This window comes from Microbacterium sp. CCNWLW41 (assembly GCF_037083505.1).
Map to the genome: position 1 here is coordinate 1317034 of NZ_JBAOJP010000001.1, position 25388 is coordinate 1342421.

The 25388-nt window shown below is 70.6% G+C and carries 23 protein-coding genes; 11 read left to right on the forward strand and 12 right to left on the reverse strand.

What is annotated here, in order from left to right; translation table 11 throughout:
- Positions 1 to 26 precede the first annotated feature (26 nt).
- Together V6R91_RS05745 and V6R91_RS05750 are read left to right on the forward strand one after the other, a co-directional pair.
- Complete coding sequence (locus V6R91_RS05745) at positions 27 to 2276, forward strand: FAD-dependent oxidoreductase (RefSeq protein WP_336394621.1); 2250 nt, start codon at positions 27 to 29, stop codon at positions 2274 to 2276.
- 71 nt (positions 2277 to 2347) lie between these two features.
- The gene (locus V6R91_RS05750; protein ID WP_336394622.1) at positions 2348 to 4234 is read left to right on the forward strand and encodes an alginate lyase family protein; all 1887 of its coding nucleotides are present in this window, start codon (positions 2348 to 2350) and stop codon (positions 4232 to 4234) included.
- A gap of 102 nt (positions 4235 to 4336) precedes the next feature.
- On the opposite strand, the gene V6R91_RS05755 is transcribed toward V6R91_RS05750, so the two are convergent.
- Complete coding sequence (locus V6R91_RS05755; protein ID WP_336394623.1) at positions 4337 to 4843, reverse strand: hypothetical protein; 507 nt, start codon at positions 4841 to 4843, stop codon at positions 4337 to 4339.
- 189 nt (positions 4844 to 5032) lie between these two features.
- On the opposite strand from V6R91_RS05755, the gene V6R91_RS05760 reads away from it, so the two are divergent.
- Both V6R91_RS05760 and V6R91_RS05765 read left to right on the forward strand, forming a co-directional pair.
- Positions 5033 to 5203 carry a hypothetical protein gene (locus tag V6R91_RS05760; protein ID WP_336394624.1) on the forward strand — a complete coding sequence of 57 codons (171 nt, stop codon included), beginning with the start codon at positions 5033 to 5035 and terminating at the stop codon, positions 5201 to 5203.
- 283 nt (positions 5204 to 5486) lie between these two features.
- Positions 5487 to 5984 (forward strand): flavodoxin family protein, encoded by a 498-nt coding sequence (locus tag V6R91_RS05765; protein ID WP_336394625.1) that lies wholly within the window; start codon positions 5487 to 5489, stop codon positions 5982 to 5984.
- Between the two features lie 53 nt (positions 5985 to 6037).
- Here the strand turns inward: V6R91_RS05765 and dinB are convergent, their stop codons facing one another.
- Complete coding sequence (dinB, locus tag V6R91_RS05770) at positions 6038 to 7234, reverse strand: DNA polymerase IV (RefSeq protein WP_336394626.1); 1197 nt, start codon at positions 7232 to 7234, stop codon at positions 6038 to 6040.
- A 66-nt stretch (positions 7235 to 7300) separates the two neighbouring features.
- Entirely contained in the window at positions 7301 to 7726 is a 426-nt protein-coding gene (locus tag V6R91_RS05775; RefSeq protein ID WP_336394627.1) for a pyridoxamine 5'-phosphate oxidase family protein, read from the reverse strand.
- 244 nt (positions 7727 to 7970) lie between these two features.
- Between V6R91_RS05775 and V6R91_RS05780 the strand changes: the two genes are divergently transcribed.
- The 3 genes from V6R91_RS05780 (at position 7971) to V6R91_RS05790 (ending at position 10631) form a co-directional block, all read left to right on the forward strand.
- Positions 7971 to 8936: a ThuA domain-containing protein gene (locus V6R91_RS05780; RefSeq protein WP_336394628.1), complete on the forward strand. Its 966-nt coding sequence runs from the start codon at positions 7971 to 7973 to the stop codon at positions 8934 to 8936.
- Positions 8937 to 9120: 184 nt separating this feature from the next.
- On the forward strand, positions 9121 to 9861 hold the full coding sequence (locus V6R91_RS05785; RefSeq protein ID WP_336394629.1) for an IclR family transcriptional regulator: 741 nt from the start codon (positions 9121 to 9123) through the stop codon (positions 9859 to 9861).
- Positions 9862 to 9863: 2 nt separating this feature from the next.
- Positions 9864 to 10631 (forward strand): IclR family transcriptional regulator, encoded by a 768-nt coding sequence (locus tag V6R91_RS05790; protein ID WP_336394630.1) that lies wholly within the window; start codon positions 9864 to 9866, stop codon positions 10629 to 10631.
- Between the two features lie 38 nt (positions 10632 to 10669).
- Here the strand turns inward: V6R91_RS05790 and V6R91_RS05795 are convergent, their stop codons facing one another.
- The 4 genes from V6R91_RS05795 to V6R91_RS05810 are packed head-to-tail and all read right to left on the reverse strand — an operon-like array spanning position 10670 to position 14416.
- Positions 10670 to 11344 carry a TetR/AcrR family transcriptional regulator gene (locus tag V6R91_RS05795; protein WP_336394631.1) on the reverse strand — a complete coding sequence of 225 codons (675 nt, stop codon included), beginning with the start codon at positions 11342 to 11344 and terminating at the stop codon, positions 10670 to 10672.
- The gene (locus V6R91_RS05800) at positions 11341 to 12273 is read right to left on the reverse strand and encodes a shikimate dehydrogenase (protein WP_336394632.1); all 933 of its coding nucleotides are present in this window, start codon (positions 12271 to 12273) and stop codon (positions 11341 to 11343) included. Before V6R91_RS05800 ends, V6R91_RS05795 begins: the two co-directional genes overlap by 4 nt.
- Positions 12270 to 12572, reverse strand: a complete 303-nt coding sequence (locus tag V6R91_RS05805) for a Dabb family protein (protein ID WP_336394633.1) — start codon at positions 12570 to 12572, stop codon at positions 12270 to 12272. Before V6R91_RS05805 ends, V6R91_RS05800 begins: the two co-directional genes overlap by 4 nt.
- Positions 12569 to 14416 carry a bifunctional sugar phosphate isomerase/epimerase/4-hydroxyphenylpyruvate dioxygenase family protein gene (locus V6R91_RS05810; RefSeq protein WP_336394634.1) on the reverse strand — a complete coding sequence of 616 codons (1848 nt, stop codon included), beginning with the start codon at positions 14414 to 14416 and terminating at the stop codon, positions 12569 to 12571. The genes V6R91_RS05805 and V6R91_RS05810 overlap by 4 nt, the downstream gene beginning before the upstream one ends.
- A 132-nt stretch (positions 14417 to 14548) precedes the next feature.
- Between V6R91_RS05810 and V6R91_RS05815 the strand changes: the two genes are divergently transcribed.
- Both V6R91_RS05815 and V6R91_RS05820 read left to right on the forward strand, forming a co-directional pair.
- On the forward strand, positions 14549 to 15307 hold the full coding sequence (locus tag V6R91_RS05815; protein WP_336394635.1) for an IclR family transcriptional regulator: 759 nt from the start codon (positions 14549 to 14551) through the stop codon (positions 15305 to 15307).
- 5 nt (positions 15308 to 15312) lie between these two features.
- The gene (locus V6R91_RS05820) at positions 15313 to 16074 is read left to right on the forward strand and encodes an IclR family transcriptional regulator (protein ID WP_336394636.1); all 762 of its coding nucleotides are present in this window, start codon (positions 15313 to 15315) and stop codon (positions 16072 to 16074) included.
- A 62-nt stretch (positions 16075 to 16136) separates the two neighbouring features.
- Here the strand turns inward: V6R91_RS05820 and dctP are convergent, their stop codons facing one another.
- Positions 16137 to 17195, reverse strand: a complete 1059-nt coding sequence (gene dctP, locus V6R91_RS05825; RefSeq protein ID WP_336394637.1) for a TRAP transporter substrate-binding protein DctP — start codon at positions 17193 to 17195, stop codon at positions 16137 to 16139.
- Positions 17196 to 17510: 315 nt separating this feature from the next.
- Between dctP and V6R91_RS05830 the strand changes: the two genes are divergently transcribed.
- Positions 17511 to 18593: a Gfo/Idh/MocA family protein gene (locus tag V6R91_RS05830; protein WP_336394638.1), complete on the forward strand. Its 1083-nt coding sequence runs from the start codon at positions 17511 to 17513 to the stop codon at positions 18591 to 18593.
- A gap of 28 nt (positions 18594 to 18621) precedes the next feature.
- Positions 18622 to 19983, forward strand: a complete 1362-nt coding sequence (locus V6R91_RS05835; protein ID WP_336394639.1) for an FAD-dependent oxidoreductase — start codon at positions 18622 to 18624, stop codon at positions 19981 to 19983.
- A 9-nt stretch (positions 19984 to 19992) separates the two neighbouring features.
- Here V6R91_RS05835 and V6R91_RS05840 read toward each other — a convergent pair whose 3' ends face one another.
- The 4 genes from V6R91_RS05840 to V6R91_RS05855 all read right to left on the reverse strand — a co-directional run bounded on the left by V6R91_RS05840 (position 19993) and on the right by V6R91_RS05855 (position 25370).
- The gene (locus V6R91_RS05840; protein ID WP_336394640.1) at positions 19993 to 20448 is read right to left on the reverse strand and encodes a type II 3-dehydroquinate dehydratase; all 456 of its coding nucleotides are present in this window, start codon (positions 20446 to 20448) and stop codon (positions 19993 to 19995) included.
- An 82-nt stretch (positions 20449 to 20530) separates the two neighbouring features.
- Complete coding sequence (locus tag V6R91_RS05845) at positions 20531 to 21811, reverse strand: TRAP transporter large permease (protein ID WP_336394641.1); 1281 nt, start codon at positions 21809 to 21811, stop codon at positions 20531 to 20533.
- 4 nt (positions 21812 to 21815) lie between these two features.
- Positions 21816 to 22469, reverse strand: coding sequence for a TRAP transporter small permease (locus tag V6R91_RS05850; protein WP_336394642.1), 654 nt, complete (start codon positions 22467 to 22469; stop codon positions 21816 to 21818).
- A gap of 207 nt (positions 22470 to 22676) precedes the next feature.
- Complete coding sequence (locus V6R91_RS05855; protein WP_336394643.1) at positions 22677 to 25370, reverse strand: outer membrane protein assembly factor BamB family protein; 2694 nt, start codon at positions 25368 to 25370, stop codon at positions 22677 to 22679.
- Between the last annotated feature and the right edge of the window lie 18 nt (positions 25371 to 25388).

Genomic DNA, 25388 nt, shown 5'->3' on the forward strand with positions numbered 1-25388 from the left:
CCCCACCGCGAACCGCCGAAGGAACCATGCGCACTCAGAACGTCGAAGCCGATATCACCGTGGTCGGAGGCGGCCTGGCCGGCGTCTGCGCCGCAATCAGCGCGGCGCGGCTCGGCAAGCGGGTGGCCCTCATCGGCAATCGACCGGTGCTCGGCGGCAACTCGTCGTCGGAGGTGCGCGTCTGGGTCGTGGGTGCGACCGGGCACGGCGTACAGCGGTTCGCCCGCGAAAGCGGAGTCATCGGCGAGCTCTACGTCGAGAATCAGTACCGCAACCCCGAAGGCAACCCGATCATCTGGGACGAGGTGGTCTTCGACGCGGTGCGGGCCGAGCCGAACATCACCGTCTTCCTCAACACCGACGTGCGCGAGGTCGACGCCGCCGACATCGACGGCGAGCGCGTCGTCACCGCGGTGCGCGGATGGACGATCGGATCCGAGACCCTCACCACCTTCACGAGCCCCTACTTCCTGGACTGCACCGGCGACGGCCTCGTAGGCCACCTCGCCGGCGCCGAGTACCGCATCGGGCGCGAGGCGTCGCGTGAGCTCGGCGAGTCGTGGGCACCCGAGGAAGCCGACGGCGAGCTACTGGGCTCGACCATTCTCTTCTACACGAAGGATCTCGGCCGCCCGGTCGACTTCGTCGCGCCCGACTCGGCCAAGGACATCACCCAGACTCCGATCCCGGCGTCCCGCATCCTGCGATCGGGGGACTCCGGAGCGCACTACTGGTGGATCGAGTGGGGCGGGCATCTCGACACCGTCCACGACAACGAGGCGATTCGGGACGAGCTGCGGTCGGTGATCTTCGGCATCTGGGACTACATCAAGAACTCGGGCAAGTTCGACGCCGCCACGCTCGACCTCGAGTGGGTCGGCGCGCTCCCCGGCAAGCGCGAATACCGACGCTTCCTGGGCGACCATGTGCTGACACAGAACGACATCCTGGATCAGGTCGACCACCCGGACGCCGTCGCCTTCGGCGGATGGTCGATCGACCTCCACCCCGTGGAGGGGATGTACGCCGCCGAAGCCGGGGCGCATCAGCGGTACTCGAACGGGATCTACGGCATCCCCTTCCGCAGCTACTACTCGCGCAACGTCGTGAACCTGCTCATGGCCGGGCGCGACATCTCGGCGAGCCATGTGGCGTTCGGCTCCACCCGGGTCATGGCGACATGCGGAGCCGGTGGCGAGGCAGCCGGCACCGGCGCCGCCCTCGCACTCGACCTCGGCGTGCGACCGCGCGAGCTCGCCGCCACGCACGCCCACACCCTGCGCCAGACGCTGCTGCGACAGGATGCCTCGGTCTTCGGCATCCGCAACGGCGATCCCGGCGATCTGGCAAGACGAGCCCGCGTGACCGCGTCGACCACCGCGCGCACGCTCGACCCGCGTGAACTCGATCCGGCGGCCGGGCAAGCACCGTTCCCCCTGGAGCGGGATCTCGGTCTGCTCCTGCCTGCCGACCCGCGGATCGACCACGTCGACGTGCTGCTGCATGTCGCCGGGGACACCCGACTGGCCGCGTCGCTCTGGACGACCGGACACCGGCAGAACGCCGTGCCGATCGATCGGCGCGCGAGGGTCGAGGTCGAGGCGGCCGGATCCGACGAACCGCAGTGGGTCCGCTTCCCGCTGAGCTGGGCGCCAGACGAGCCGGAGAGTGTCGTCATCGTGCTCGAAGCGGCTGAGGGTGTCTCAGCGGTGCTCGTCGACGCGCAGGTGCCCGGCGTGCTGGCCCTCCCTCACCGCCCGCAGGCCGACGGAGATGCGAACGTCGCGGTCGACGAATCGGAGAGCGTCATCGCCTGGCCGGCGATCCCGCTGCGCGGTCGCTCGCCGAGGGTTCGCGTGAGCCCGGCCACCGAGGCGTTCGCCGAGTCCAAGGCCGTGGGCGGGTACCAGCGCTTCTACGGGGGCCCGAACCTGTGGATGTCGCAGCCGTCCGACGACGCCACCCTGACGTTGGAATGGCGCGAAGCGTGCCGCGTGCGCAGCATCCGACTCGTCTTCGACGACGACACCGACGTGGAACTGAACACGCTCCACCACCACCGCACGCCCGAGCGTGTCTTCCCCGAGCTCGTCCGGGACTACGTCCTCGAGGTCTGTGAAGGAGACGGGTGGCGCGAGCTGGTTCGGGTCGAGGCCAATCGTCGCCGCCAACGCGTCCACGAGACAGATGTCGCGGCCGCCACTGCTCTGCGTCTGAGGGTCCTCGCCACGAACGGCGCCCCGCAAGCTCGCGTGGTGTCCATACGCGTGTACTGAGCAGGGGGCGCCGCGCTGCCGGCCGGACCCCGCTCGCTCGATTTGCGACCACATACAAGAGGAGGAAACGGATGATGAAGGTTCGATGGCGAGCCGCGCTCGCCGCAGTCGTCGCTGTCGCCATAGTCGGCGCGGCCCAGCCGGCGCTCGCACAGACCGGCGATGGCGGCATGTTCCGAGACGATTTCGACACGCTGGGCAGCGCGTGGACGGCCGCCGCAGGTGATTGGCAGGCCTCCGACGGTGCGGCGCGAGTCGTGACGCCCGGGTCGACGCGCGGCTCGGTGCTCGCGCTGACCGAGCTCGGCCTCGATACGACCAGCACGGCGACCGCGACGTTCCGCACGGAGGGCGGCGGCGCGACCGCGTGGGCCGGCTTCACCGTCCACCGCGCGAGCACGACGGACGATTACACGCAGTCCGGCTACACCGTTCTGCTCCGCAACAACGGCGAGCTCGCAGTGATCAAGGCGGCGGGCGGCTCCGCCGTGACATATCTCGGCTCGTCGGCGACGGCCGCCCGTCCGGGGGCGTCCTGGGTGACGGTGACCGTCCGCCTCGATGGCGACCGCCTGGATGTCTCGCTCGGCGGTGCCGATCAGCCCCTGCTGTCGGTGACGGATTCGACCTTCGACGCCGGCGGCTTCTCGCTCGCGGCGCACCGCGATGTGCGAATGGCCGTCGACGCCGTAGAACTGACGGGCGCGATCGAGCGCGACGAGCCTGCTCCCGCGGACTGCGTAGCGTGGTCCGGTGAGCCGGCCACCGTCGGCGAGCGGGGACTCGTCCTGAACAGCCCGGAGCGCATCGCGGAGGTGGCACGGCGCGTGGAGCGGAACGTGGAGCCGCAGGCTTCCGGGTTCGACCGACTCATGGAGGACGTCACCGCCGGGATGGCGCGGACGCCGGCGCCGCCCGAGGTCTTCTTCGTGCCGTTCTTCTACAACAACCCCACGGCGCACCGGGCGGCGCGCGACGGCCTGCAGAACGATGCGAACACGGCCTACCAGCTGGCGCTGGCCTACCGCCTCACCGGAGATGAGAGGTACGGGGCACACGCCGCCGCCTTCATCGACGCCTGGATGGGAACGGTCGACTGCGTCCGCACCAGCGAGGACTCCGCTCTGGCGTTCAGCTACCACTTCCCCGCCTTCGTCTTCGCCGCCGAGCTGCTCCGCGGCACGCCCGCGTGGTCGGAAGAGGGGGAGCGCGCCTTCGCCGGCTTCCTCTCGGAGACGGCGACTCCCGTGGCCGGCTCGATTCTCCATCGCACCAACAACTGGGGCAGCTGGGCTCTCGAGCTGACCGCAGCGAGCGCGGCGTACCTCGGCGACACAGCCGCCATCGATGCGGCGTACGTGCGGACGACGGAGCTGATCGAGCACCAGGTCGACGCGAACGGTCATATGCCTGAGGAGGTCACCCGCAACAACGGCGTCGGCGACTACGGGATCTGGTACACCCACTTCTCTCTGCTGCCGCTCATGCTCGTCGCCGAGACGCTCGCCGGTCACGGCTACGACGTCCACTCGTATGTCAACGCCCACGGCACCGGCCTCGGTGATGCGGTCGACGCCGCTGCCTCGTGGGTGGCCGCTCCGGAGAGCTTCCCGTACTACACCGGGGATCTCGCGAAGCTGGCCAACGTGCGGACGATCGACTACCTGAGGGCTGTGGGGGTCATCGCGCACAGCATGAGCTACTTCGAACTCGGGGCGAACCACTACCCGTCCGCCACGATCGATGCGCTGCTGGCAGAGGAGGGGGCGATGACGACGATCCACTCAGCGCCGCACCTCAGTCTCACGCACGGTGGCCTCGCCGACCCGGCGGCCCCGGGAGGCGACCACGGTCGAGCGCCCGGTCACGCCGGAGTCCCCGGCCCACCCGATCACGCCGGGGTGCCCGGCATGCCGGGTCATGCCAATGGTGGCGGGCTGCCCCAGGGTGCCGCGTGAGCTGACGTCGAAGACAGGGTGCACTGCGCGGTGCGCCCGCGGGCCTGGGTGGCGCTGATGCGCCTCCCAGGCCTGACGTTCGCGGATGCGTGCACCGATGCGTCACTCCTGCCGTGAAGCAGGTTCTTGACGTCCCCCCTCGCTGCCCCAGCCCGCGAGCTGGGTGCCGTCGTCGACGGCGACAGCATCCGCCGACAGGCCTGCGGGAGTGCCCGTACTCTGCGTGGTCCGGAACGCGATCGACTCCGCGAGGGTCTCGACAGCCGCTGCCCGGTCGTGCTCGCTCGATGCGGCTTCCTGCAGCAGCATCGCGGCTGCTTCCTGCTTCTGGTGGAGCATCGTGCTGATCCCAGCGAGCATGTCCGCGATGACGCCGGCGAGCCCATCGCGCAGCTCTTCGAGGTTCGTGTTCTCGATCACCAGGCGACGGTCGGCGACGGTCAGTTCCACCGTCGGATACCCGGCGTTCGCGAGATGGTCGCGCGTCCCGGTCCCCAGGATCTCTCTCACTTCGTCCTTCTCGGGTCGGCGAGTGAATACCGCCTCGACCGTGTAACGGTCCGGGGCGTCGTCTGTCATCAGCTCAGCAGGCAACGAACCCACCAGCACCGATCCCAGGCCCAGCGTCGCGGCATCCGCACCGCTCGTTCGTGTCTGTGTGTCCATAACCGGACGTTACGCCCCCAACATGTACGCCTCACAGGTTCGGCCGCACGGCCGAGCCGTTCGAAGAGGGACTCGTACCCCCGCGGGAGCAGGGGCCCATCCGTGCCTGGGTGGGGTCGCTAGCATGAGGAAATGCTGACGGCGATCATCATCCTCCTGGTCGTATGGGCGGTCCTCGCGGTCGTGGGATTCGCTCTCGAAGGGCTTCTCTGGCTCGGCATCATCGGCGCCATTCTCTTCGTGGGAACGCTGATCTTCGGCTTCGTGCGCCGAGCGGCCGGCCGCCGCGGCAAGGGCGCCTGACGCCGGCTCGAGATACCGGTGTCGTCGACCGTCGCCGGGCAGACCAATTCGACCTTCCGCAGGGCTCGGCGGCCGACGCGGGACCAAAGGCCCGGATGCGCGCCGCTGGCCTGTCGAGACTGGTGTCGGGCACGCCGGCTGGTGGTGTATCTCGTCCGCCTCATCCGCGCGGTCCGCTCGCCGCTCGATGCGCAGACGGCGCCGGCTGAGCGTCCGGGCGATCGGCCCTGAAGAGAACCATTCATCCCATGAGGCGGCCGCACCACGCGGGCGCGAAGGAGGCATGATGCATGCAGTAGTGGTGTTCGAGACGCTCTGGGGCAACACGGAGCAGCTCGCCCGCGAGATCGCCGCCGGCCTCGGGCTCGAATCCACGGACGTGGTCGACGCCGTCTCGGCCCCGGCGGTGCTCGAGGGCGACGTCGACCTCCTCGTCGTGGGCGGCCCGACGCACGCGTTCTCGATGTCGACGGAGAAGACGAGGGAGTCGGCGCAGCAGCAGGGGGCGGAGAACATCCCGCCCCGAGGCATCCGTGAATGGATCGCATCGCTGGCCTCGCCCGGTCGCGACATCCCGGTCGCGACGTTCGACACCCGCGTCACCAGCCCGCGCCTGCCGGGATCGGCCGCGAAGAAGGCGATGAAGCGCCTCGTCGCACTCGGCTTCCGGCCCGCGGCCAAACCGCAGACGTTCGGCGTGCACGGCTACTCGGGGCCGGTCGCCGACGGCGAGCTCGAGCGGGCCCGCCGGTGGGGCGAGGAGCTCGCGGCCGCGTTGTAACGGGAGGTCCGCGAGACGGTCGTCGTTACGCCGGAGCGCGACCCCTCGACGCGTCACTCGTGCTCGGGCAGGAGCGGTGTCGACCACCCGGGATCACGCCCCAGCTGGGTCGCTCGCGAGACCGAGCCCGCGCCGAAGCGGGTGCGCACCGCATCCAGTGCGACGTCGAGACGAGCGCCGTCGTCCCAGTCGATCGGCAGTTCCGGGGGGATGCTGTCGGCCCGGCCGAGCTGAGACAGCGAGACGCCGATCAGGGTGATGCCGCGCTCGTCGATCTCGGGCTGCGACCCGGCGAGCAGCGCTCGAGCCACGGCGAGGAGCACCGCGGTGCGGTCGGTGGGGGAGCGGACGGTGTGGGAGCGGGTGGCCTTCGCGAAGTCGCCGTACCGGAGGCGCAGCACCACCGTGCGGCAGACCCGGTCGCCGTCGCGGAGACGGCGGGCGAGCCGGTCGACGATCTGACTGAGGATCACGTCGAGCTCCTCGGCCGTGCGCGGGCGGCTCCCGAGCGCGCGCTGGGAGCCGATGGACCCGCGACGCCGCGTGGTGTCGACGGGTCGTGGATCGCGCAGTCTCGCCAGCGCGTGCAGATGCGAACCCGCCGCCCTCCCGAGCAGCCGCTCGGCGGTCGACGACTCCAGATCCGCCAGCTCTCCGACGGTGTGGATGCCCAGGCCGTGCAGCTTCGCAGCCGTCGCGGCCCCGACCCCCCAGAGCCGCTCTACCGGGAGGGGGAGGAGGAACGCCTGCTCCTGCTCGGGCTCGACGACCAGCAGGCCGTCGGGCTTGCTGACGGCGCTGGCCACTTTGGCGAGGAACTTGGTCCTCGCCACGCCGACGGAGATCGCGAGCCCCACCTCGGCGCGCACCCGCTGGCGCAGCCGCACGGCGATCTGCTCGGGGGTGCCGGCCAGCCGGCGCAGCCCGCCCACTTCGAGGAACGCCTCGTCGATGGACAGGCCCTCCACGAGGGGGGTCGTATCGCGGAAGATCGCGAAGACCGCCTTGCTCGCGGCGGAGTAGGCGTCCATCCGCGGCGGGACCACCACCGCATCCGGGCAGAGGTCGCGGGCCTGGCGGCCGCCCATCGCGGTGCGCACGCCCCGCGCCTTGGCCTCATAGCTCGCGGCGAGCACCACCCCGCCGCCGACGATGACCGGTCGGCCGCGGAGGGCGGGCGCGTCGCGCTGCTCGACCGACGCGTAGAAGGCGTCGAGATCGGCGTGCAGCACGGTCGCCTCGCCCCTCATGCCGCCTCCCGCCGCTCACCCCGTCGTGCGAATCGTCGCACCGACCGCGGACACCGTTTGCGCGGTTCAGGTGGTGTGGTCGTCCGCCGACGCCCGGTAGCGGTCGGGCTCGGGAGTCCGCCGGAACCACCGCCCGCTGATCTGCGTCGGAGTGATGCGCACCCAGCGGTACTTGAGGGTCGGGATCCACGGCCGCAGCGGCAGCGCGTCGGCGTCATCGATGTCGCGCTGACGGTCGAGGCGCTCCGCCACGCCTTTGACGATCACGCTCGCTGCGAACGTGTCGTCGTACTCGTCCACCTCGAAGGCGACGCGAGGGCTCACTGCGAGGGTCGCCAGCTTCGAGCCCGGCGCGGTCCGGAAGAGGATCCGCGACCCGTCCACGACGTAGTTCACGGGGAAGATATCGGGCTCGCCGTCGGCGTCCAAAGCCAGACGGCCGAGCTCGCGTCGCGCGAGCAGGTTCCAGCACCGCTCCTCGCTGAGTGTCACGACCGCATCGTTCGTGTCCTGCATGACGCCATCACCGCCGATACTCGTCCGCCCGTTTCGCTTCCTTTGTACTCGCTCCGCGCGGAGATGTCGCTAGCGGATGCCGCGTCGATCCTCGCGCGCGGCTTACTGGGTGGAACGGGCTTTGCCCGCCGCGACGGGCCCCGCCTAGATTCGCACCAGCCCCGGGCGGACGGCGTCTCGCGCACCCGAGGAATCTGCAGCAACGATCAAAGGAGATCACATGAAATCGCTCATACGCTCCGGAGTCGCTCTCGTCGCCGCGGCTGCGCTCGGCGCGGGCATGGTCGTCGGATCGGCCGCCCTGAGCAGCAAGGACAACGGGAACGGGCTCGGCGGCCAGCCCGCGACCGCGAGCCAGATCTACCTCGACGAGATCAAGGACTACGGCGTGTGCCGCGGCGTCGACCCGGAGTGCTACAACGAGTGGGGCAACGGCTGGAAGGAGGGTGAGCAGAAGCGCATCCTGATCTGGAGCCGCACCGCCGGACCTCGTCACGCGCACCTCGGAACCGCGCTCGGCCCGGGGATGAACCCGCCGCTCAACGCCAACAACGTCGCGCAGTCGGCGCTGAAGGCGTGGGCGGAGGAGCGCGGGATCGCCGTGGACTACACCGAGGATCTGGCCAGCTTCACCCGCCTGAACAATTACCAGGCCGTCGTCTTCCTGAGCTCGAACCGCGACACGCTCGATGACACGGCGCAGACCAACCTGATGCAGTACCTCCGCGGCGGCGGCGGCTTCGTCGGGATCCACAACGCCTTCGGCGCCGAGTACCACTGGGAGCACTACGAGGGCCTCCTCGGCGGTGCGAACTTCTACAACCACGGCCCGAACCGCGAAGGGACGGTCGAGACCGTCAACAACCGGGACGTCTCGACGTCGTTCATGCCCGAGACGTGGGGGTTCAAGGACGAGTGGTACAACCTGACGCCGTACCCGAGCTTCGTCAACGTCCTCCTCGAGGTGGACCAGGCCACGAGCGAGGCCACGGTGGCCGGCCACGGTGAGCACCACCCGGTGAGCTGGTGCCAGTACTACGACGGCGGCCGCTCGTGGCTGACCACGCTGGGACACGACGTCGCCGCCTGGACGGATGCGCCGCTCACGGGCGACGACTTCTTCCAGCAGCACGTGGTGGAGGGCCTGGAGAGCGTCATGGGGATCAAGCCGTTCTGCACGGCCTGACACCCGCGGAGCCCCTCGAAGAGTGATTCCACAAGGGGCCCGAACCCGCCGGCCGCGGCGGGTTCGGGCCCCTCCGCCGTGCACCGACGGTTCTGCGCGGGCGCTGTTCCACTGGGCGGGACCATCGCGGGGTGAGGGGCCGGTTTGCTTGCCGGGCCTTCGGAACTGGACGGATACTGCCCACATGCGATCCGCCCACAGAGACGAGCCGGTCTCCGTGCTCGACCGGATCCTCGCCATCCTCGAGACCGTCCGGGAGTCCAACGGCTCGACCACCATCACCCAGCTCGCCGTCGCCACCGGCATTCCCAAGTCCACCGTCTCGCGCCTCGTCGCCGATCTCGTGCGCCAGCGGTACCTCACCCGCGGAGAGGACGGCGTGGTCATCGGGCTCCGGCTCTTCGAGCTCGGGGCGCGCGCCAGCACCCCGCGCCGGCTGAGCCTGGCCGCCCTTCCCGTGCTCGCCGAGCTGTCCCATGCCACAGGTGAGCACCTCAACGTCGCCGTTCGGGAGGGATGCCAGATGCTCTCTGTGATCTCCGTCCGCGGCCGGCTGCGGCCGGTGCCGTCCCGGGCGGGGGTTCGGGTGCCGTCGGCGACGACGGCCCTCGGCAAGGCGGTGCTCGCGTTCACGCCCGACGGCGCCGTCATCGACGCGGTGATGGCGGGCTCCGACCGGTACGAGCGCGGCAGGCTCGAGCAGGAGCTGGCGGCGGTCCGCTCGGACGGAATCGCCGTGGACCGCTGCGAGACCTTCCCGGGCGTGGTGGGCGTGGCCAGCCCCATCCTCTCGCCCGAGCGTCTGCCGGTCGCCGCGATCTCCGTCGCGGGTCCGGTGAGCGACATGGATCCGAAGCGGATCGCGCCGCTCGTGCGCCACGCGGCGCTCGCGCTCACGCACAGGCTGGCGTCGCAGGTGGCCTGAGCATGGCAGCGGATGCCTCCACCGACGCGCTCGGCGTGCTCGACCGGATGACGGCCATCCTGGACGCCTTCGACGAGGATGACCGTGGCCTGGGGCTGTCGGAGCTGGCGACGCGCGCGGGCCTGCCGAAGTCGACGGTGTCGCGCCTCGTCGCGACGCTCGTGCGACAGCGGTACCTCGAGCGGGATGGGCGGCGGATCCACCTGGGGCTGCGGCTCTTCGAGCTCGGCCAGCTCGCGAAGGAGCCCCGCGAGCTGCGGATCGCCGCTCTGCCGGTGATGGCAGGGCTGCGCAATGCGACGGGGGAGAACGTCCTCCTGGCGATCCGCGACGGCGGGCAGATGGTGTGCCTCGCCGCGATGCGCGGGCGTGCCGGAACCCCGCTCGCGATCCGGACCGGCGGACGGTTCCCGGTGGCCGCTACGGCCCTCGGCAAGGCGGTGCTCGCACACGCCGAGCCGGAAGACGTCGATGCCGCCCTCGGGCCGGCGCCGACGGCATCCGTCTCCGCCACCGTCATGGATCCCACGCAGATCCGGCGCCAGCTCGCCTCGATCCGCGAAGGGCGGCCGGCCGTCGAGCTGGAGGAGTCCACGGCGGGCGTCTGGGCGGTGGCGAGCCCGGTCTTCGCACCGGACGGGGCGGTGGCGGCGGCCATCGGCGTGTCGGGCGCGGCAGACGCCTTCGACCTCGACCGGGCCGCGGAGGCGGTGGACGCCGCAGCCCTGTCCCTGTCGCGCCGCATCGCGCAGGCCGCTCGCGGCGGGTGAGCGGTCCGGCCTCGTCCGCGCGCGGCGATCCGCGTGGCTCAGGGCTGCGGGCGGGCGGCTCCGCGATCGGTCATCGTCGCGACCACCAGATCGCCGATGAGGCGCCGGTGGGAGTCCTGCAGGGACGGATCGAGCATGTCGCGCCCGAAGATGGCGGCGAAGGTGTGACGGTTGGCGACGTGGAAGCAGGCATAGGCGCTGATGATCATGTGCACGTCCACCGCGTCCACGTCATCGCGGAAGGAGCCGTCCTGAACGCCCCGCTCGATGACCTCCTGCAACAGGGTGATGGCAGTGGCGTTCTCGCGGAGGATCGTCTGGGACTGGCGGACGTGCTCCGCCCGGTGGATGTTCTCGATGCTCACCAGCTGGATGAACGCCTCGTGCGTCGTGTGGTGGTGATACGTGGCCTCGGCGACCGTGCGCAGGGCGTCGGCGGGGGAGAGCTTCTCGATGTTGATGCCGCGCTCGACCCGCCGGATCTGGGCGTACACGCGCTCGAGGACGGCGAGGTACAGCCCCTCCTTCGAGCCGAAGTAGTAGTAGATCATGCGCTTGGTCGTGCGGGTCCGCGCCGCGATCTCGTCGACGCGGGCGCCCGCGTATCCGTTCGCCGCGAACTCGGCGGTGGCCACCTCGAGGATGTCGTCCTGCGTCCTGGCGGCGCGCTCGGTCGTCCCGCCGTCGCGCAGCTCGCTCGCCTCGTCGCTCATCGCGGGCTCCCTCCAGCGCTGGAGTCCTCCTCAGCGCTGATGAGCGCACGGAAGTGTCGCTCCATCCGTTCCCGATCGGGCGCCACGCCCGTGATGATTCGGAGACTAGCGCACGCCTGACCCACGGCCATCCGTCCGCCGTCGAGCACGGCATGGCCGCGCTCGCGCGCTCGCCGGATGAGCTCGGTCTCGAGCGGCCGGTACACGACGTCCGACACCCAGGCGCCCGGCTGCAGCAGCCCGACGTCGAAGGCGACGCCCGGGTGGTGGAGCATGCCGAGCGGGGTCGCGTGGACGACACCGTCGGCCTGCGCGATGATCCCGGGGAGGTCGTCCGGCATGGCGGTCGCGACGGTCTGCGAGGGGAAGTGGGCGCGCATGCGCGCGGCGAGGTCGTCGGCGCGGGCGGGGTCGGCATCGAAGAGGTCGAGTCTCGACGTGCCGTGGGAGAGCAGCGCGTAGGCGGTCGCCGCGCCGGCGCCGCCGCAGCCGATCTGCACAACGCGGTCGAACGCCACGCCGGGGAGACCGGCGTCCAGGCCCTCCCGGAAGCCCATCCAGTCCGTGTTGTAGCCGACGAGGCCGCCCTCGTCGAAAACGACGAGATTCACCGCCTGCAGGTGCGCGGCATCCGCGTCGAGTTCGTCGACGAGGTCGACGACGAGCTGCTTGCAGGGATGGGTGATGTTCATGGCGGTGAACCCGGCCGACCGCGCCTCGGCGAGGAGGTCGCCGACGTCGGTGGCCGGCCGTCCCAGGGCGATGAGGTCGAGGATGCGGTACTCGTAGTCCAGTCCGAGCGCGGCCGCCTCCGCCTCGTGCATCGGGGGAGTGAGGGATGCCGCGATCCCCTCGCCGATCAGGCCGACGAGGTAGCGCCCCCGAGGCGGGTGGGGCGACGATCCGGGGCGAGGTGTCTGATCGGTCACGTCGCGTCGGGGATCTCGAAGTCGACCGTGGCGAGCGAGGCCTTGACCGGCGCGGAGATGCGCAGCACTTCCTCGTGGGCGGGATGACGTGTGTACGCAGCGAGCCCGTCCAGGTCGTCGAAGTCCGCGACGATCGCGAGCTCGTGCGACGCCGGACCCGCGAGCACGTCTTCGCCGACGCTCATGCTGCGCAGCTCGGGGATCTGCGCGGGCAGCGCCCGCAGGAGCGACATCCAGTGGCGGCGCTCCTCCGCGGTGAACGCGGAGACGAACCGGAACACGGCGACGTGCCGGATCATCGGGCGACCTCCTCTCGGGCCGCGCGCCGATGCTGATACTGGGCGGCGAGGCGGACCGGGGCGTTGAGCGCGCCGTACCCGGCGTACCCCTCGCGCCGTTCGACGACTTCGAGGAACACCGTGCCGACCGGCTGCGTGTAGAAGTGCAGGAACTCACCGGAGTCGTCCCGGTCGTACATCACGTTCAGCTCCCGGAGGTCGGCGAGCAGCCCGGGGTCGATCAGGTAGCGCGCCTCGATGTCGTCGTAGTAGTTCGCGGGGATGTCCAGCGGCGCGAACCCGCGGTCGCGCGCGGCCCGCGCCAGCGCGAGCACATCGCTGCTCGCGAAGGCGATGTGCTGGGGCAGGATCGCGTCGTCGCGGGCGCCCGACGGCACGAGGTTGAGGGCGATCCGCACGATGCCGTCGGCGCTGCGCAGCACCTGACTGCGCACGAGCCCCACCGGTGCGGCGACCTCGACGGATGCCTCGGCGTGCAGGTCCAGCACCGAGAGGAAGAAGAGCACGGCCGCATCGAAGTGCTGCCACGGCTGGGCGAGGTTGATGTGGTCCACCCGTTCGATGAGTCCCGCATCGGGGTCCGAGGGGCGCCCGAACTCGCCGACCCAGCGAGGTTCGCCGCCGCCGTCCGCGCCGAAGAACACCTCCGACCCGTCCGGGGTGCGCACCCCCACGAGCGGCTCCTCGCCTGCACCCTCCTTTCGCGGCACGTCGGGCGCGAACAGGTCCTCGGCGCGACGCACGGCCGTGGCGGGGTCGCTCACCGAGAAGCCGATGCCGGCGACGGTCGGCTGCCGGTGATCGGTGTCGGGCGCTCCGAGCACGACCCGCGCGGCACCCTGCGACCACAGCTCGACGGCCTTGCTGCGGTGCGCGCCGTGCGAGCGGAAGCCCAGCTGCCCGAGCAGGCGCCGCAGCTCGGGCAGCTCGGTCGTCCTGAGCTCGACGTAGTTGACGTCGGCGGGGGACGCGACGCCCGGCAGCCGGCTCGTCCGCATGCGGGCGGCGCCGCCGCCCGCGCCCGAGCCCAGCGCCGCCGCCGCCTCGTGCTCGAGCCAGCGCAGCGAGCGGCGCCCGTCGATCGCCGTGGCGAGGGCGTCGGTCTGGCGGAACGTGTCGTTGAAGATCTCGAGCGAGACCGGGCCGTCGTAGCCGGTGCGGATGAGGTGCGCCATGAAGGCGCCGAGATCGAAGCCGCCCTCGCCGGGGAAGACGCGGTGGTGCCGGCTCCAGGAGAGCACGTCCATCGTGAGAAGCGGCGCGTCAGCCATCTGCACGAAGAAGATCTTCTCGGCGGGGATGGTCTCGATGGCCTCGGGGCTGTGCCCCTTCGACAGGATGTGGAAGCTGTCCAGGCAGAGCCCGATGGCGGGATGGTCGGCGATGCGCACGATGCGCGCCGCGGTCTCGTAGCTGTCGACGAACCGGCCCCAGGCGAGCGCCTCGTACGCGACCCGGACGCCGAAGCCCTGCGCCAGATCGCCGAGCTGCCGCAGCTGCGCCGCCGCCAGCTGCTCGTCGCCGCTGCGAGCGGTCGCGACGTTGCTGCACAGCAGGATCGTGTCGATCCCCAGGCGGTTCATGAGGCCGAACTTCGCGGCGGCGCGGCGCAGGTTGCGCTCGAGGAGCTCGGGACCCACACCTTCGAAATCGCGGAACGGCTGATACAGGTCGAGGGTCAATCCGAGCTCGTCCGCCCGCGCCCGGATCTCCTCCGGGGACCGGGGGGAGGCGACCAGGTCGGGCTCGAAGATCTCCACTCCGTCGAAGCCCGCGGCCTGCGCTGCGACGAGCTTCTCATCGAGGGTGCCACTCAGGCAGACCGTGGCGATCGAGGTGCGCATGGCGCCTTTCTGGAGCACCGACGCTGGTGCCCGCGTGATTCTCGGAACAGCATTGCATGGATGTGTACTAACTAGTACGTTCGAAGCGAAGCGCGATCGACGACGATTCAAGCCGCTGGGAGGGGATGCTCGATGGAGAGTCTCGCCGAATGGAACACGAGTCCGGCTCGCCACGACGCACCGGTGTCCGTGCTCGACCGCATGATCAGCATCCTCGACGCGGTGAAGGACTCGGGCGGGTCGCTCTCGGTCACCGACCTCGCCGCCCTGACCCGCCTGCCGAAGTCGACCGTCTCCCGGCTCGTGGCCGAGCTGGCCGGCCAGCGCTATCTCGAGCGCACCGATGAGGGAGTGACCCTCGGGCTGCGGCTGTTCGAGCTCGGCGCCCGTGCGAGCGTTCCTCGCCGGCTCCTCGGCGCCGCGGCGCCCGTCATCCGTCAACTGCGGGAGGTCACCGGCGAACGCGTCGGCCTCTGGGTGCAGCAAGGCACCGACATGGTCTCGATCGCGACGGTCGCCGGCCGGGTCCCCATGCTCCCGACACGCGCGGGCATGCGCACCCCGGCGCTGACGACCGCCAGCGGCAAGGCCTACCTCGCGTTCTGCGGCGACCAGGGGATCGTCGATCGCGTGAGCGCGCCGCTCGCCCGTGCCGACGCCGACCACTTCCGCGACGAGCTCTCGCATGTGCGCCACTCCGTCGTCGCGCTGGACATGGGCGAGTCCTATCCCGGCATCCTCGCCGTCGCGAGCCCGGTGCTCTCGAACGACCGTGCCGTGCTCGGCGCGATCTCGATCGCGGGCCCGAGCGGTGCCATGGACCCCGAGCGCGTGGCCCCGCTGGTGCGCGCGGCCGGAACGAACGTGAGCCGCCGGCTCACGGCCGCCTGAGCTCCATGCGCACCGCAGGATGGACCGACTCGGTCACCGTGCTGGACCGTGTGACCGCGGTCTTCGACGCGTTCGGAGAGCACGACGAGGGGCTGGGGGTGTCGGAGCTGGCCCGCCGCGCGAACCTCCCGAAGTCGACGGTGTCGCGCATCGCGGGCGATCTCGTGGCGCAGCGCTTCCTCGACCGCGAGGGCGACAAGCTCTACCTCGGCGTCCGGCTGTTCGAGCTGGCGCAGACCGTCGAGAAGCCGCGCCGCCTGCGGCACCTCGCGCACCCGGTGATGACCGAGCTGCGCGATGTCACCGGTCGCACGGCGAGCCTCGCCGTGCTGGAGGGCGCCGATGTCGTGATCCTCGCGATCGTTCGCGCGGAGGGCGGCTGCGCGCCGCCGGCGAGCATCGGCGGACGCCTGCCCGCTCACGCGACCGCTCTCGGCAAGGTCCTGCTGGCGTTCTCGCGCCGGGAGGGGGTGGAGCGACTCAAGGACGGGCTGCCGCAGCGCACGCCCCGCACGATCTCCGACCCCGCGGTCCTGGCGCGTGAACTCACCGACGTCCGGCGGCTCGGCGTCGCCACCGACACGGAGGAGTGCTCAAAGGACCGCGTGTGCGTGGCATCCGCGATCCTGGGCCACGGCGGCGAGCCGGTCGCGGCGATCTCGGTGACCGCCCCCGCATCGGAGGCGGCGCCCGACCGCCTCGCGCCGGCCGTGCGCGCGGCCGCGCTCACGCTGAGCCGCCGGCTGGACACGACGCATGACGCCTGACCCGCCGGCGACGACGAACGGGGTGGGCGCCGGCGCCCACCCCGTTCGTCGTCTGCGTCAGATCAGCCCGCGGTCTCGCGGATCGCCTGGTAGGCCTCGAGGTTCTCACCGGTGAAGTAGCCGTTGAAGAACTCCTCCGCCTGGCTGATGAAGGCGTCCATGTCGACGTCCTCCGTCTCGACCACGGTGAAGTTGTCGTCACCGCGGTACTCGTCGAGGATCTCCTCGGTCGCCTCGTCCACGCAGTCGCGGTTCTCGGGGCGGATCTCGCGGATCGTCTCCTCGAGGAGCGCGGTCTGCTCGTCGCTCATCTTCTCGTAGGTCTTGTCGCTGACGAGGATCCAGTGGATGCCGACGTTGTGGTTGTTCAGGATCGCGGTGTTGAGCACCTCGTCGTAGCTCGACGAGCGGGTCGCCACGATCGGGTTCTCCTGTCCGACGGCGATGCCCTGCTGCAGGGCGGTGTAGACCTCCTCGACCGCCACCGACACCGGGCTCGTCACGCCGAGCGCCTCGGCGTTGGCGAGGAAGATCGGCGAGTTGGGGAACCGGATGGGGACGCCGGCCAGGTCGTCGGGGCTGGTGACCTCGACGTCCTTGGTGGTGAAGGTGCGGTTGCCGAAGAACCAGCCGTCCACGATGTTGACGCCGGTCGCCTCGTGGAAGCCCGTGAACAGGTCCTCCGAGTTCTCGTCGATCCATTGGAACGCGTGGTCGACGTCGTCGAAGGCGTACGCCGCGTCGACCACCCCGATGGGCTCGTAGGTGGCGCTGAGCGCGGACGCGCCCTGCAGATCGATGTCGATGTCGCCGGCCTGCACCTGCGGGAAGCGGTCGGCGTCCGGGCCGAGCTGGCTGGCGGGGTAGAGGTCGACGGTGAAGCCCATGTCTGCCTCCTCCAGTCGCTCCTTGAGCAGCTCGACACCGCAGAAGTAGTTCGGCGTCTGCTCGTTCTGGCTCGTGGCGACGGTGAGCGTGACCGGGCTGTTCTCGGATGTGGCTCCGTCGCCGGTCTCGTCGGGCGCGGCCTCGCCGCCGGCGCAGCCGGTGACGACGAGGGCGGTGGCTGCGAGCACCGACGCGGCGAATCGGCGTCGGCGCGTCGAGCGGGCTGTGCTCATGGGACTCTCCTCTGTTCTGTGCACGTCCTCGTGCAAGGTCTGACGTGACATTCGATGGCCGGAGCGGGACTTCGGGATCGACGCCTTCGCACGGGAGTTCGTCGTCGACCACGATGTCACGTTTCGGCCCGGTGGCAGTGCCGACTCTGACCGACTTCGAACCGTTGGCAAAGCGATGTCCCGTCGAGTGGAACAGGCGGATGCGGCGCTGTCCGCTGCGCTCCTCACCGCTGAATGGAACGCGCCGCGAGCGCCGGTCGCCGGTGTCGTACGCTCGGTCCGCACCCGCCGACGGTCAGCATGCAGGGAGGCCCGGTGACCGAATCCGATCCCGCGATCATCCGGCTCGGCGTGGTCGGCGCCGGCTTCATGGGACGCCAGCACATCGACTTCATCCGGGCGGCGCCCGGGATGGCGCTCACGGCGGTCGCCGATCCGGTGCTGCCGCCGGACGCCTTCGGGTGTGCGGTGCACGAGTCGACCGAGCGGATGCTGGATGCCGGCCAGGTCGACGCGGTGATCATCGCCAACCCGAACGCGCTGCACGTCGACACCGCCCTCGAGTGCCTCGAGGCGGGCGTCGCGGTGCTGCTGGAGAAGCCCGCCGCGGTGGACTACGCCCAGTCGCTGCGGCTGGTCGAGGCCGTCGAGCGCAGGCGCGGCCGACTCCTCGTCGGGCACCACCGGCGCCACCACCCCGCCGTGGCACGGGCCCGCGCGGCGATACGCGACGGCGAGCTCGGCCAGGTCGTCGCGGTCAGCGGACTGTGGTCGGCTCGCAAGGAGGACGCGTACTTCACCGACATGCCGTGGCACAGCCGGCCGGGCGCCGGTGTGCTCCTCATCAACGTGGTGCACGACCTCGACCTGCTGCGGCATCTCTGCGGCGAGGTGGTCGAGATCCAGGCGATGCAGAGCTCGCACGCGCGCGGTCTCGAGGTCGAGGACACGGTGTCGCTGAGCCTCCGGTTCGAGAACGGCGTCGTGGGCAGCTTCCTCGCCTCCGACGCGGGCGTCTCGCCGTGGGGATGGGACCAGGCCACAGAGGAGACCGCGGCGTTCCCCTTCCTGCCCGACGGCGTCGCCTACCGCTTCGTCGGCACCCGGGCCGCGCTCTCCGTGCCGAACCTCGCTCGGTACGCGTACGACGCGTCCGTCGAGCCGGACTGGCACTCGCCGCTGTCGCGCACCTACCTGCCCGTCGTGCCGCGCGGATCGTTCCAGCGTCAGCTAGAGCACTTCGCCGACGTCGTCCGCGGCGAGGCGGAGCCCCTCGTCTCGGCCGAGGACGCGTCGCGCACGCTCGCGCTCGTCGAGGCCGCAGCGCTGGCCGCGCGCACGCGGCGCACCGTCGACGTCGCGCGGTTCCGCACCGACGTGGAAGCGGGACGGGAATGACCCGGGCGGGGGCGGGGAAGGAGCATTCATGACGCAGCGGGGCGGCGGGCAGTTCGACGCGATCGTCGTCGGCGGCGGGCTCGCGGGAGTGGCGGCGGCGCAGCGCCTCGCCGCGAGCGGCCGGCGCGTCGCCCTCGTCGAGAAGCGCTCCCACCTCGGCGGCAGCACAGCGCTCAGCGGCGGGTGGTTCGCGCTGTCGGGCACGGCGCTCCAGCGACGCGCGGCGGTGGCCGACTCCGACGATCTCTTCCTCTCCGACATGCGCGACACCGGCGGCGGGTTCGCGGACGAGTCGCTGCTGCGCGCGCTCGTCGCCGGCCAGGCGCACGCCGTCGAGGCGATCGACCGCGCCGGCGCGTGGACGGACGAGCTCAAGGTCAGCGCGGGCATGTCCGTCGCGCGGGCGCACCTGGTGCGCGTCCGGGACCTGGCGGCGCATCTCGAGGCCGAAGCCGCCGCCGCCGGAGCGGTGATCCTTCCCGGCCGCGCCGCCGAACGCCTCATCGTGGAGGGTTCCCGGGTCGTCGGCATCGAGTCGGCCGGCGAGGTGCTCCCGGCCCCCGCGGGCGTCGTTCTCGCGAGCGGGGGCTTCTCGCGCAGCCGCGAGCTGCTGGACCTCTTCGTCCCCGCCCAGGCCGCCGCCATGCCGTACGGCGGCGTCGGCAACACCGGCGACGGGCTGCGCATGGCATGGCTGCTGGGGGCCGGCCTCGCCGACATCGGCCATGTCTCGGGCACCTATGGACAGCACGCCGAGGCGACTGACGACGAGCATGAGCTCCTCACCGCCAACTACCTCGGCGCCATCCTCGTGAACGCGCTCGGGGAGCGCTTCGCCGACGAGTCCGAGTCGTACAAGGTGCTCGGCGCCGCGGTGCTGAGCCAGCCCGGCCGCACCGCCTTCCAGATCTTCGACGCCGTCGTGCGGGCGCGCTCGCGGCCCGGCGTGCCTCTGTCCGACATGGAGCGCCTCGAGGAGCTGGGACACCTCGTGAGCGCCCCGACGATCCCGGACCTGGCGGCCGGGCTCGGCATCCCGCCGCGCAGCCTGGAGCGCACCGTCTCGGAATACAACCGTGCCGTGTCGGCGTCCGGTGGCGACCCCTTCGGCCGCACGGGCCTGGTCAACGGCGTGGGGGCCCTCACCCCGCTCGATTCGCCGCCGTTCTACGCGTACGCCGCCGTGACGGCCATGACCTCGACCTTCGGCGGGCTGCGCGTCGCGCCCGATGCCGGCGTGCTGCGCGTGGACGGCACCCGCATCGACGGCCTCTACGCCGCCGGCGAGGTCGCCGGCGGATTCCACGGCGCGTCGTATATGACCGGCACCGCGCTCACCAAGGCGCTCGTCTTCGGCGTCACCGCCGCCGACTCGATCGCGGCCGCCTGATCGAGGCGCTCAGCCGTCGTCGCCGGCGCGGGCGGTGAGCCGGCCGGCGGCCCGGATGGCCAGCTCGTACCCGTAGACGCCCGCTCCGGCGATGACGACCCGGGCCACGGTCGAGATCAGGGAGCGCTGGTGGACGGCGTCGCGGGCGTGGATGTTCGTGATGTGCACCTCGATGACCGGCGTCGTCAGCATGTGGAGCGCATCCAGCAGCGGCACCGAGTTGAAGCTGAAACCTGCCGGGTTGATCACGATGACCGCCTCCTGACGGAACGCCTCGTGCACCCACTCGACGAGTTGGTGCTCGGCGTTGGTCTGCGCGAAGAGCAGCTCGAAGCCGAGCTCGGCGGCGACACGTTCGCAGTCGGCCCGCACATCCTCGAGCGTGGCGGTCCCGTACAGCTCCGGCTCCCGCATGCCGAGCATGTTGAGGTTGGAGCCGTTGAGCACGAAGAGCCTGTTCGTCATGCTGCTTCCTCTCTGCGGCGGCATCCTGCCCGAAGGGTCCCACGGATCGGCTTCGTGAGACCCGCCGGCCAGGATCACCGAGCTACATCAGGCCGAGCAGTGTCGGCAGGAACGTGACGATCACCGGGAACACCGTCAGCAGCAGCAGCACGGCTCCCAGCGGGATCAGGAACGGCAGGATGCCCCGGAACAGCTCGCCCATCGGCCTTCGGGTGATGGAGCCGACGACGAACAGCACTGCGCCGACCGGTGGTGTCAGCGATCCGATCATCAGGTTGAGGATCATGATGACGCCGAGCTGCACCGGGTCGATCCCGAACTGCCCGATGATCGGCATGAGGATCGGCACGAGCACGAGGATCACCGGCGGCGCCTCGAGCGGGATGCCGAGCAGGATGAGCAGGACGTTGAGCATCAGCAGGAACAGGAGCGGGTTGTCGGTGAGCCCGGTGAGCCATTCACCCAGCGCCCGCGAAACCTGCTCACGTGCGAGCACCTGTCCCATGAGGTTCGACGCGCCGAGGATCAGCAGGATGCCGCCCGAGATGACGACCGTCTCCTTCGCGGCCCTCCAGAACACCTGCAGGGTGAGCGTGCGGTAGATCAGACCCAGCAGGAGCATGTAGACCGCCGCGATGCCCGCGCTCTCGGTGGGGGTGAACCATCCGCTGAAGATGCCGCCGAGGATGATGACCGGAAGCAGCGCGGGACCGATCACCCGCACGGAGGCCTTCGCCAGCATCGAGCCGTCGAAAGGCCGGGCCACGGCCACCTTCGGGTGGCGCTTGACCCAGATGAAGATGTACAGCGCGAGGCCGAGCGCCATGAGCATGGCGGGGATGATGGAGCCCGCGAACAGCGCGCCGGTCGAGATCGACGCCGTCGCGGCGAAGAGCACGGCGGGGATGCTCGGCGGCATGACGGTGCTCATGAGCGATCCCGAGGCCGTCAGGCCCGCGGAGAACCCGTAGGGGTATCCGGCCTTGAGCATCTGCGGGATCTGCACCTTGCTCGTGGAGGCGGCGTCGGCCAGGGCGGAGCCGCTGATCCATGAGAACCCGATCGCGGTGCCGAGGTTGACGTAGGCGAGGTTGCCGGGCAGCCGCGGCAGCAGGGCGCGGGCGAGGTCGTACAGCCGCGTCGCGATGCCGAGGTGGTTGGCGATGGTGCCGACGAAGATGAAGAGCGGGACGGCCAGCAGGGGGAAGCTGTTGATGCCGTTCACGACCGAGGTGATCGCATATCCCGCCGACAGGCCGTGGCTGTAGAAGTACAGCATGCTCGCCGCGATCATCGAGAACGCGACGGGCACCCGCAGCAGCAGGAGGACGACGAACAGCAGGATGTAGAGCCAGAGATCCAATTCGTCAGCCTTCCATCTCGCCGATGTCGAGCTTGCGCTCGGGGCGGTTCGCGTACGGGATCTTGAACGCGGAGTGGATCGCCGCCGAGACGAAGCCGACGAGCGCGAAGACGTACAGCACGCCGATCGGCACGTGCATCGCGGCGCTGAGCCGGCCCCATTCGACGTCGATCTTCACCCACGCTTCGTAGGCGAGGACGAGGCACGTGGCCACCATGATCACCGCGGAGATCACGCGCAGCGCGACGAAGAGCTTCGTGCCGGCGAGCAGCTCGTCGAAGATCTCGAGCACGATGTGGCCGTTGCGTCCCACGAGGTAGCCGGTCGTGATGAAGGTCAGCGCGATCATCGACAGCAGCGCGACCTCACCGGCACCGACCCAGCTGATCGAGGGGAAGTAGCGGCCGAGCACCTGGTACATCACGCCGAAGACGATGAGAGCGAACAGGACGACGCCGATCGTGATCTCGATCGTCGACAGGATCCGGATGAACATCGGGTCCGCCGGCACGCCCTGGTTGAGCTTGGGGCTGGTGTAGTACGTGTTGGTGTGGGGGTAGATCGAGTCCCCGACCCCCGGCTCCGCCGGGCGGGGGGCGGACCGGTCGGGGTCGGGTGCCGGGCCCTGGTCGGGCTCCTCCCCGGGCTTGTCTGTCATGGCGTCACCGCCACGGTCTGCTGGTGCATTGCCAACCTCTCTGTCGATGCGGGGCGAAGCGGGGTCGAACGTGCACCGCCCCTGCGACTCTGGCCGCCGCGCGCCTGCCTGCAAAGACGAGTTTCGCCGAATGGGACACGGGCCGCACACGCCGGTCCGCCCCCGTCGCGGGCGACGGGGGCGGGCCGGTGCGAGGTGCGGAGCGGACTACTTGACGACGGTCACCGCGGCCGTCGAGGTCAGCTGCTCCTGAACCCCCTGGGGGTTCAGGGCGTTGACCCTCACGGTGAGGCTCGCCTCCCCGGTCGGCACGTTGTTGTCGACCTCAGTCGCGTCGAACTGGAGGATGATCCGGTTCTTGTTGGCCGTCACCTTCGAGGCGTCCACCGGCGTGGACGAGAGCGGCGTCACGAGCACCGCGCCACTGTCATAGGTGTACCCGGCGGGCAGGTCGAACTGCGCCGTGACCTTGCCGTTCACACCGGTGAACAGCCCGGTGCCCGACCCCAGCTGCAGCGTGCCCGGAGTGAAGGTGAGGGCGCCCGGCTGGTCCTGCGGAGCCAGGTAGACCTCGATCTTGCCGGTCGGCCGCGGGTCGGTGCAGTCGTTGAAGAAGTACTCGCCGGCACGCGTGAACGTGTGCTGGTACGTCTCTCCCGGCTGCAGCTTGACGTTGAACTCGCCCTCGAAGAACTGCGTGGCGCAGTGCGGCTTCAGGTTGGGGAAGTTCGGGAACGTCTCGGCCCCCGGGTTGCGGAACGTCACCGTCGTGCCGACCGGCACCCGCAGGTTGGTCGGCTGCATGCCGGCCTGCGCCACGCTGTCGCGTGCCGCCGCCGTGTCGGCGGTTCGGCTGGACCGCGCGAGCAGCACGGTGTTGTTCACCGTGGCGCCCTCCACGGCCGCGCCGCTCACCGGGCGACGGATCGACAGCGGTGCGGTCATCGGCCCCTCCTGGCTGCCCGACTCGGTGGTGTAGCGACCGCCGAGCTTGAACGACCACAGCGAGTCGCCCTGGGTGACCGAGTTGCCGTACGGGTTCGTCGACCCGGCCGCGAAGACCGCGACGTACTGCTCGCCGTCGACCTCGTAGGTGACGGGCGCCGCCGCGATGCCGGAGCCGGTCTGGAACTCCCAGAGCACCTCGCCCGACCCGGCGTCCATGGCCAGCACGCGTCCGTCGATCTGGCCGACGAAGAGCAGATCGGATGCCGTGGTCATCGGTCCCTGGCCGTGCGACATGTCCGTGCCGAGGTGGTTCTGCCACGCGACCTCGCCGGTGGACGCGTCGTAGGCGAGGATGCCGCCGGTCTGGTACTGGCCGATCGCGCGCTGGCCGTTGGCCGCTGCGCCGTTCCAGTGCGCCACCGGGTTGGTGCCGTACGGGAAGTACACGAGGTTCGTGCTGTGGCTGTACGAGTTGTTCGACCAGTCGCCGCCGCCGTTCTGGCTCGTCGTCGACAGGATCGGCACGTCCCACTGCGGGTCGTACATGCAGCCCTCGCGGTGACCGACGTGGCCCTCCGGGTACGACAGGTACGGCTCGTCGACCGCGACGTAGCTGTCGGGGTTGAAGACGAGGTTGCCCTCGGCGTCCGGCTGGTAGCCGTTGTAGTTCGGCACCGCACGCCACGGGTCGCCCGGGATGTTGTCGGGGTCGAGCTTCTGCCACACGAGGCACTCGGGCAGCAGGCGGTGCTCCGGGAACGGCTGCGTCTCGGAGTGCAGCTGCCGCGAGTCGGTGATCATCTCCTTCTCGGTGACGGGGAGCGCCGGCTGGCCGTTCGTGCGGTCGAGCACGAACTGGTGACCCGACTTGCTGCCGTAGAACACGACCTTGCGCTCCGCGCCGTCGATCTCGATGTCGGCGAGGGTCGGCGGATGCACGTTGTCCATGTCCCACACGTCGTGGTGGATCGACTGGTAGTGCCACTTGTAGGCGCCGGTCGAGGCATCCACCGCCACCATGGTGGTCGAGAACAGGTTGTCGCCGGGGCGGAGCGACCCGTTCTGCGAGGACGTGCAGCTGCGGGCGTTGCCGAACGTCATGTAGTAGAAGTTCAGCTCGGGGTCGACGGCGCCGTGGATCCACGACGTCGCGCCGCCTTCCTCGGCGCAGTCCGTGCCGTCGGGAAGGACCGGGCCCCACGTCTCGGAGGCGTCGAAGGTGACGCCGTCCACGCCGGTGAACTGCTCGCCGCGCTTGGGGCCGCCGAAGAAGTGCCACAGGTACGAGCCGTCGCTCGAGTCCAGCGCCACGACCGCACCCCGGTCGCCGTCGGCGGCGTGGGCGTAGACGATTCCGTCGTAGTACACGGTCGCGACCTTGCCGACGCGCCCGAGGTCCTCGCCGTTCGCGCCGGTGGGCTGCACCGCCCAGACTTCGGCGCCGGTCTCCTGGTCCAGGGCCACGACGCGATTGCCGCCCGCGAGCGTGAAGATCAGGCCGTCGCCGGCCGACACGCCGCGGCGGGTGCCCGACAGCCCGTAGACGGTGTTCTCCCACTTCCAGACGGGATCGCCCGTCACGCCGTCGACCGCGATGACGCCGCCGCTCGGGGTGTCGAGGTAGAGGACGCCGTCCACGACGATGGGGGTCGTCTGCTGGCCCGTGTCGTCGCTCGCGGGCGCGACCGCCGACACGTGCGTGCGCCACGCCGGCGCCAGATCCTTCAGGTTCTGCTTCGTGATCTGCGTCAGGCCGGAGTAGTGCTGATTGCCGAGGTTCCCTCCCACCGTCGGCATGTCGGCGCCCGTCGGGTCGACGCCGGTCAGTCCCGCAGGGGGGACCGGCTCGGCGGGCCTCACCAGTCCGTAGGCGGGTGAGGCGGCGACGGCGAGCGCCAGCGCCAGCGCCCCGATCCCCGCAGCTCCCAACCTCGTGGTCAGTCGTTTGCGCATCCCTTGCTCCTTGATCAT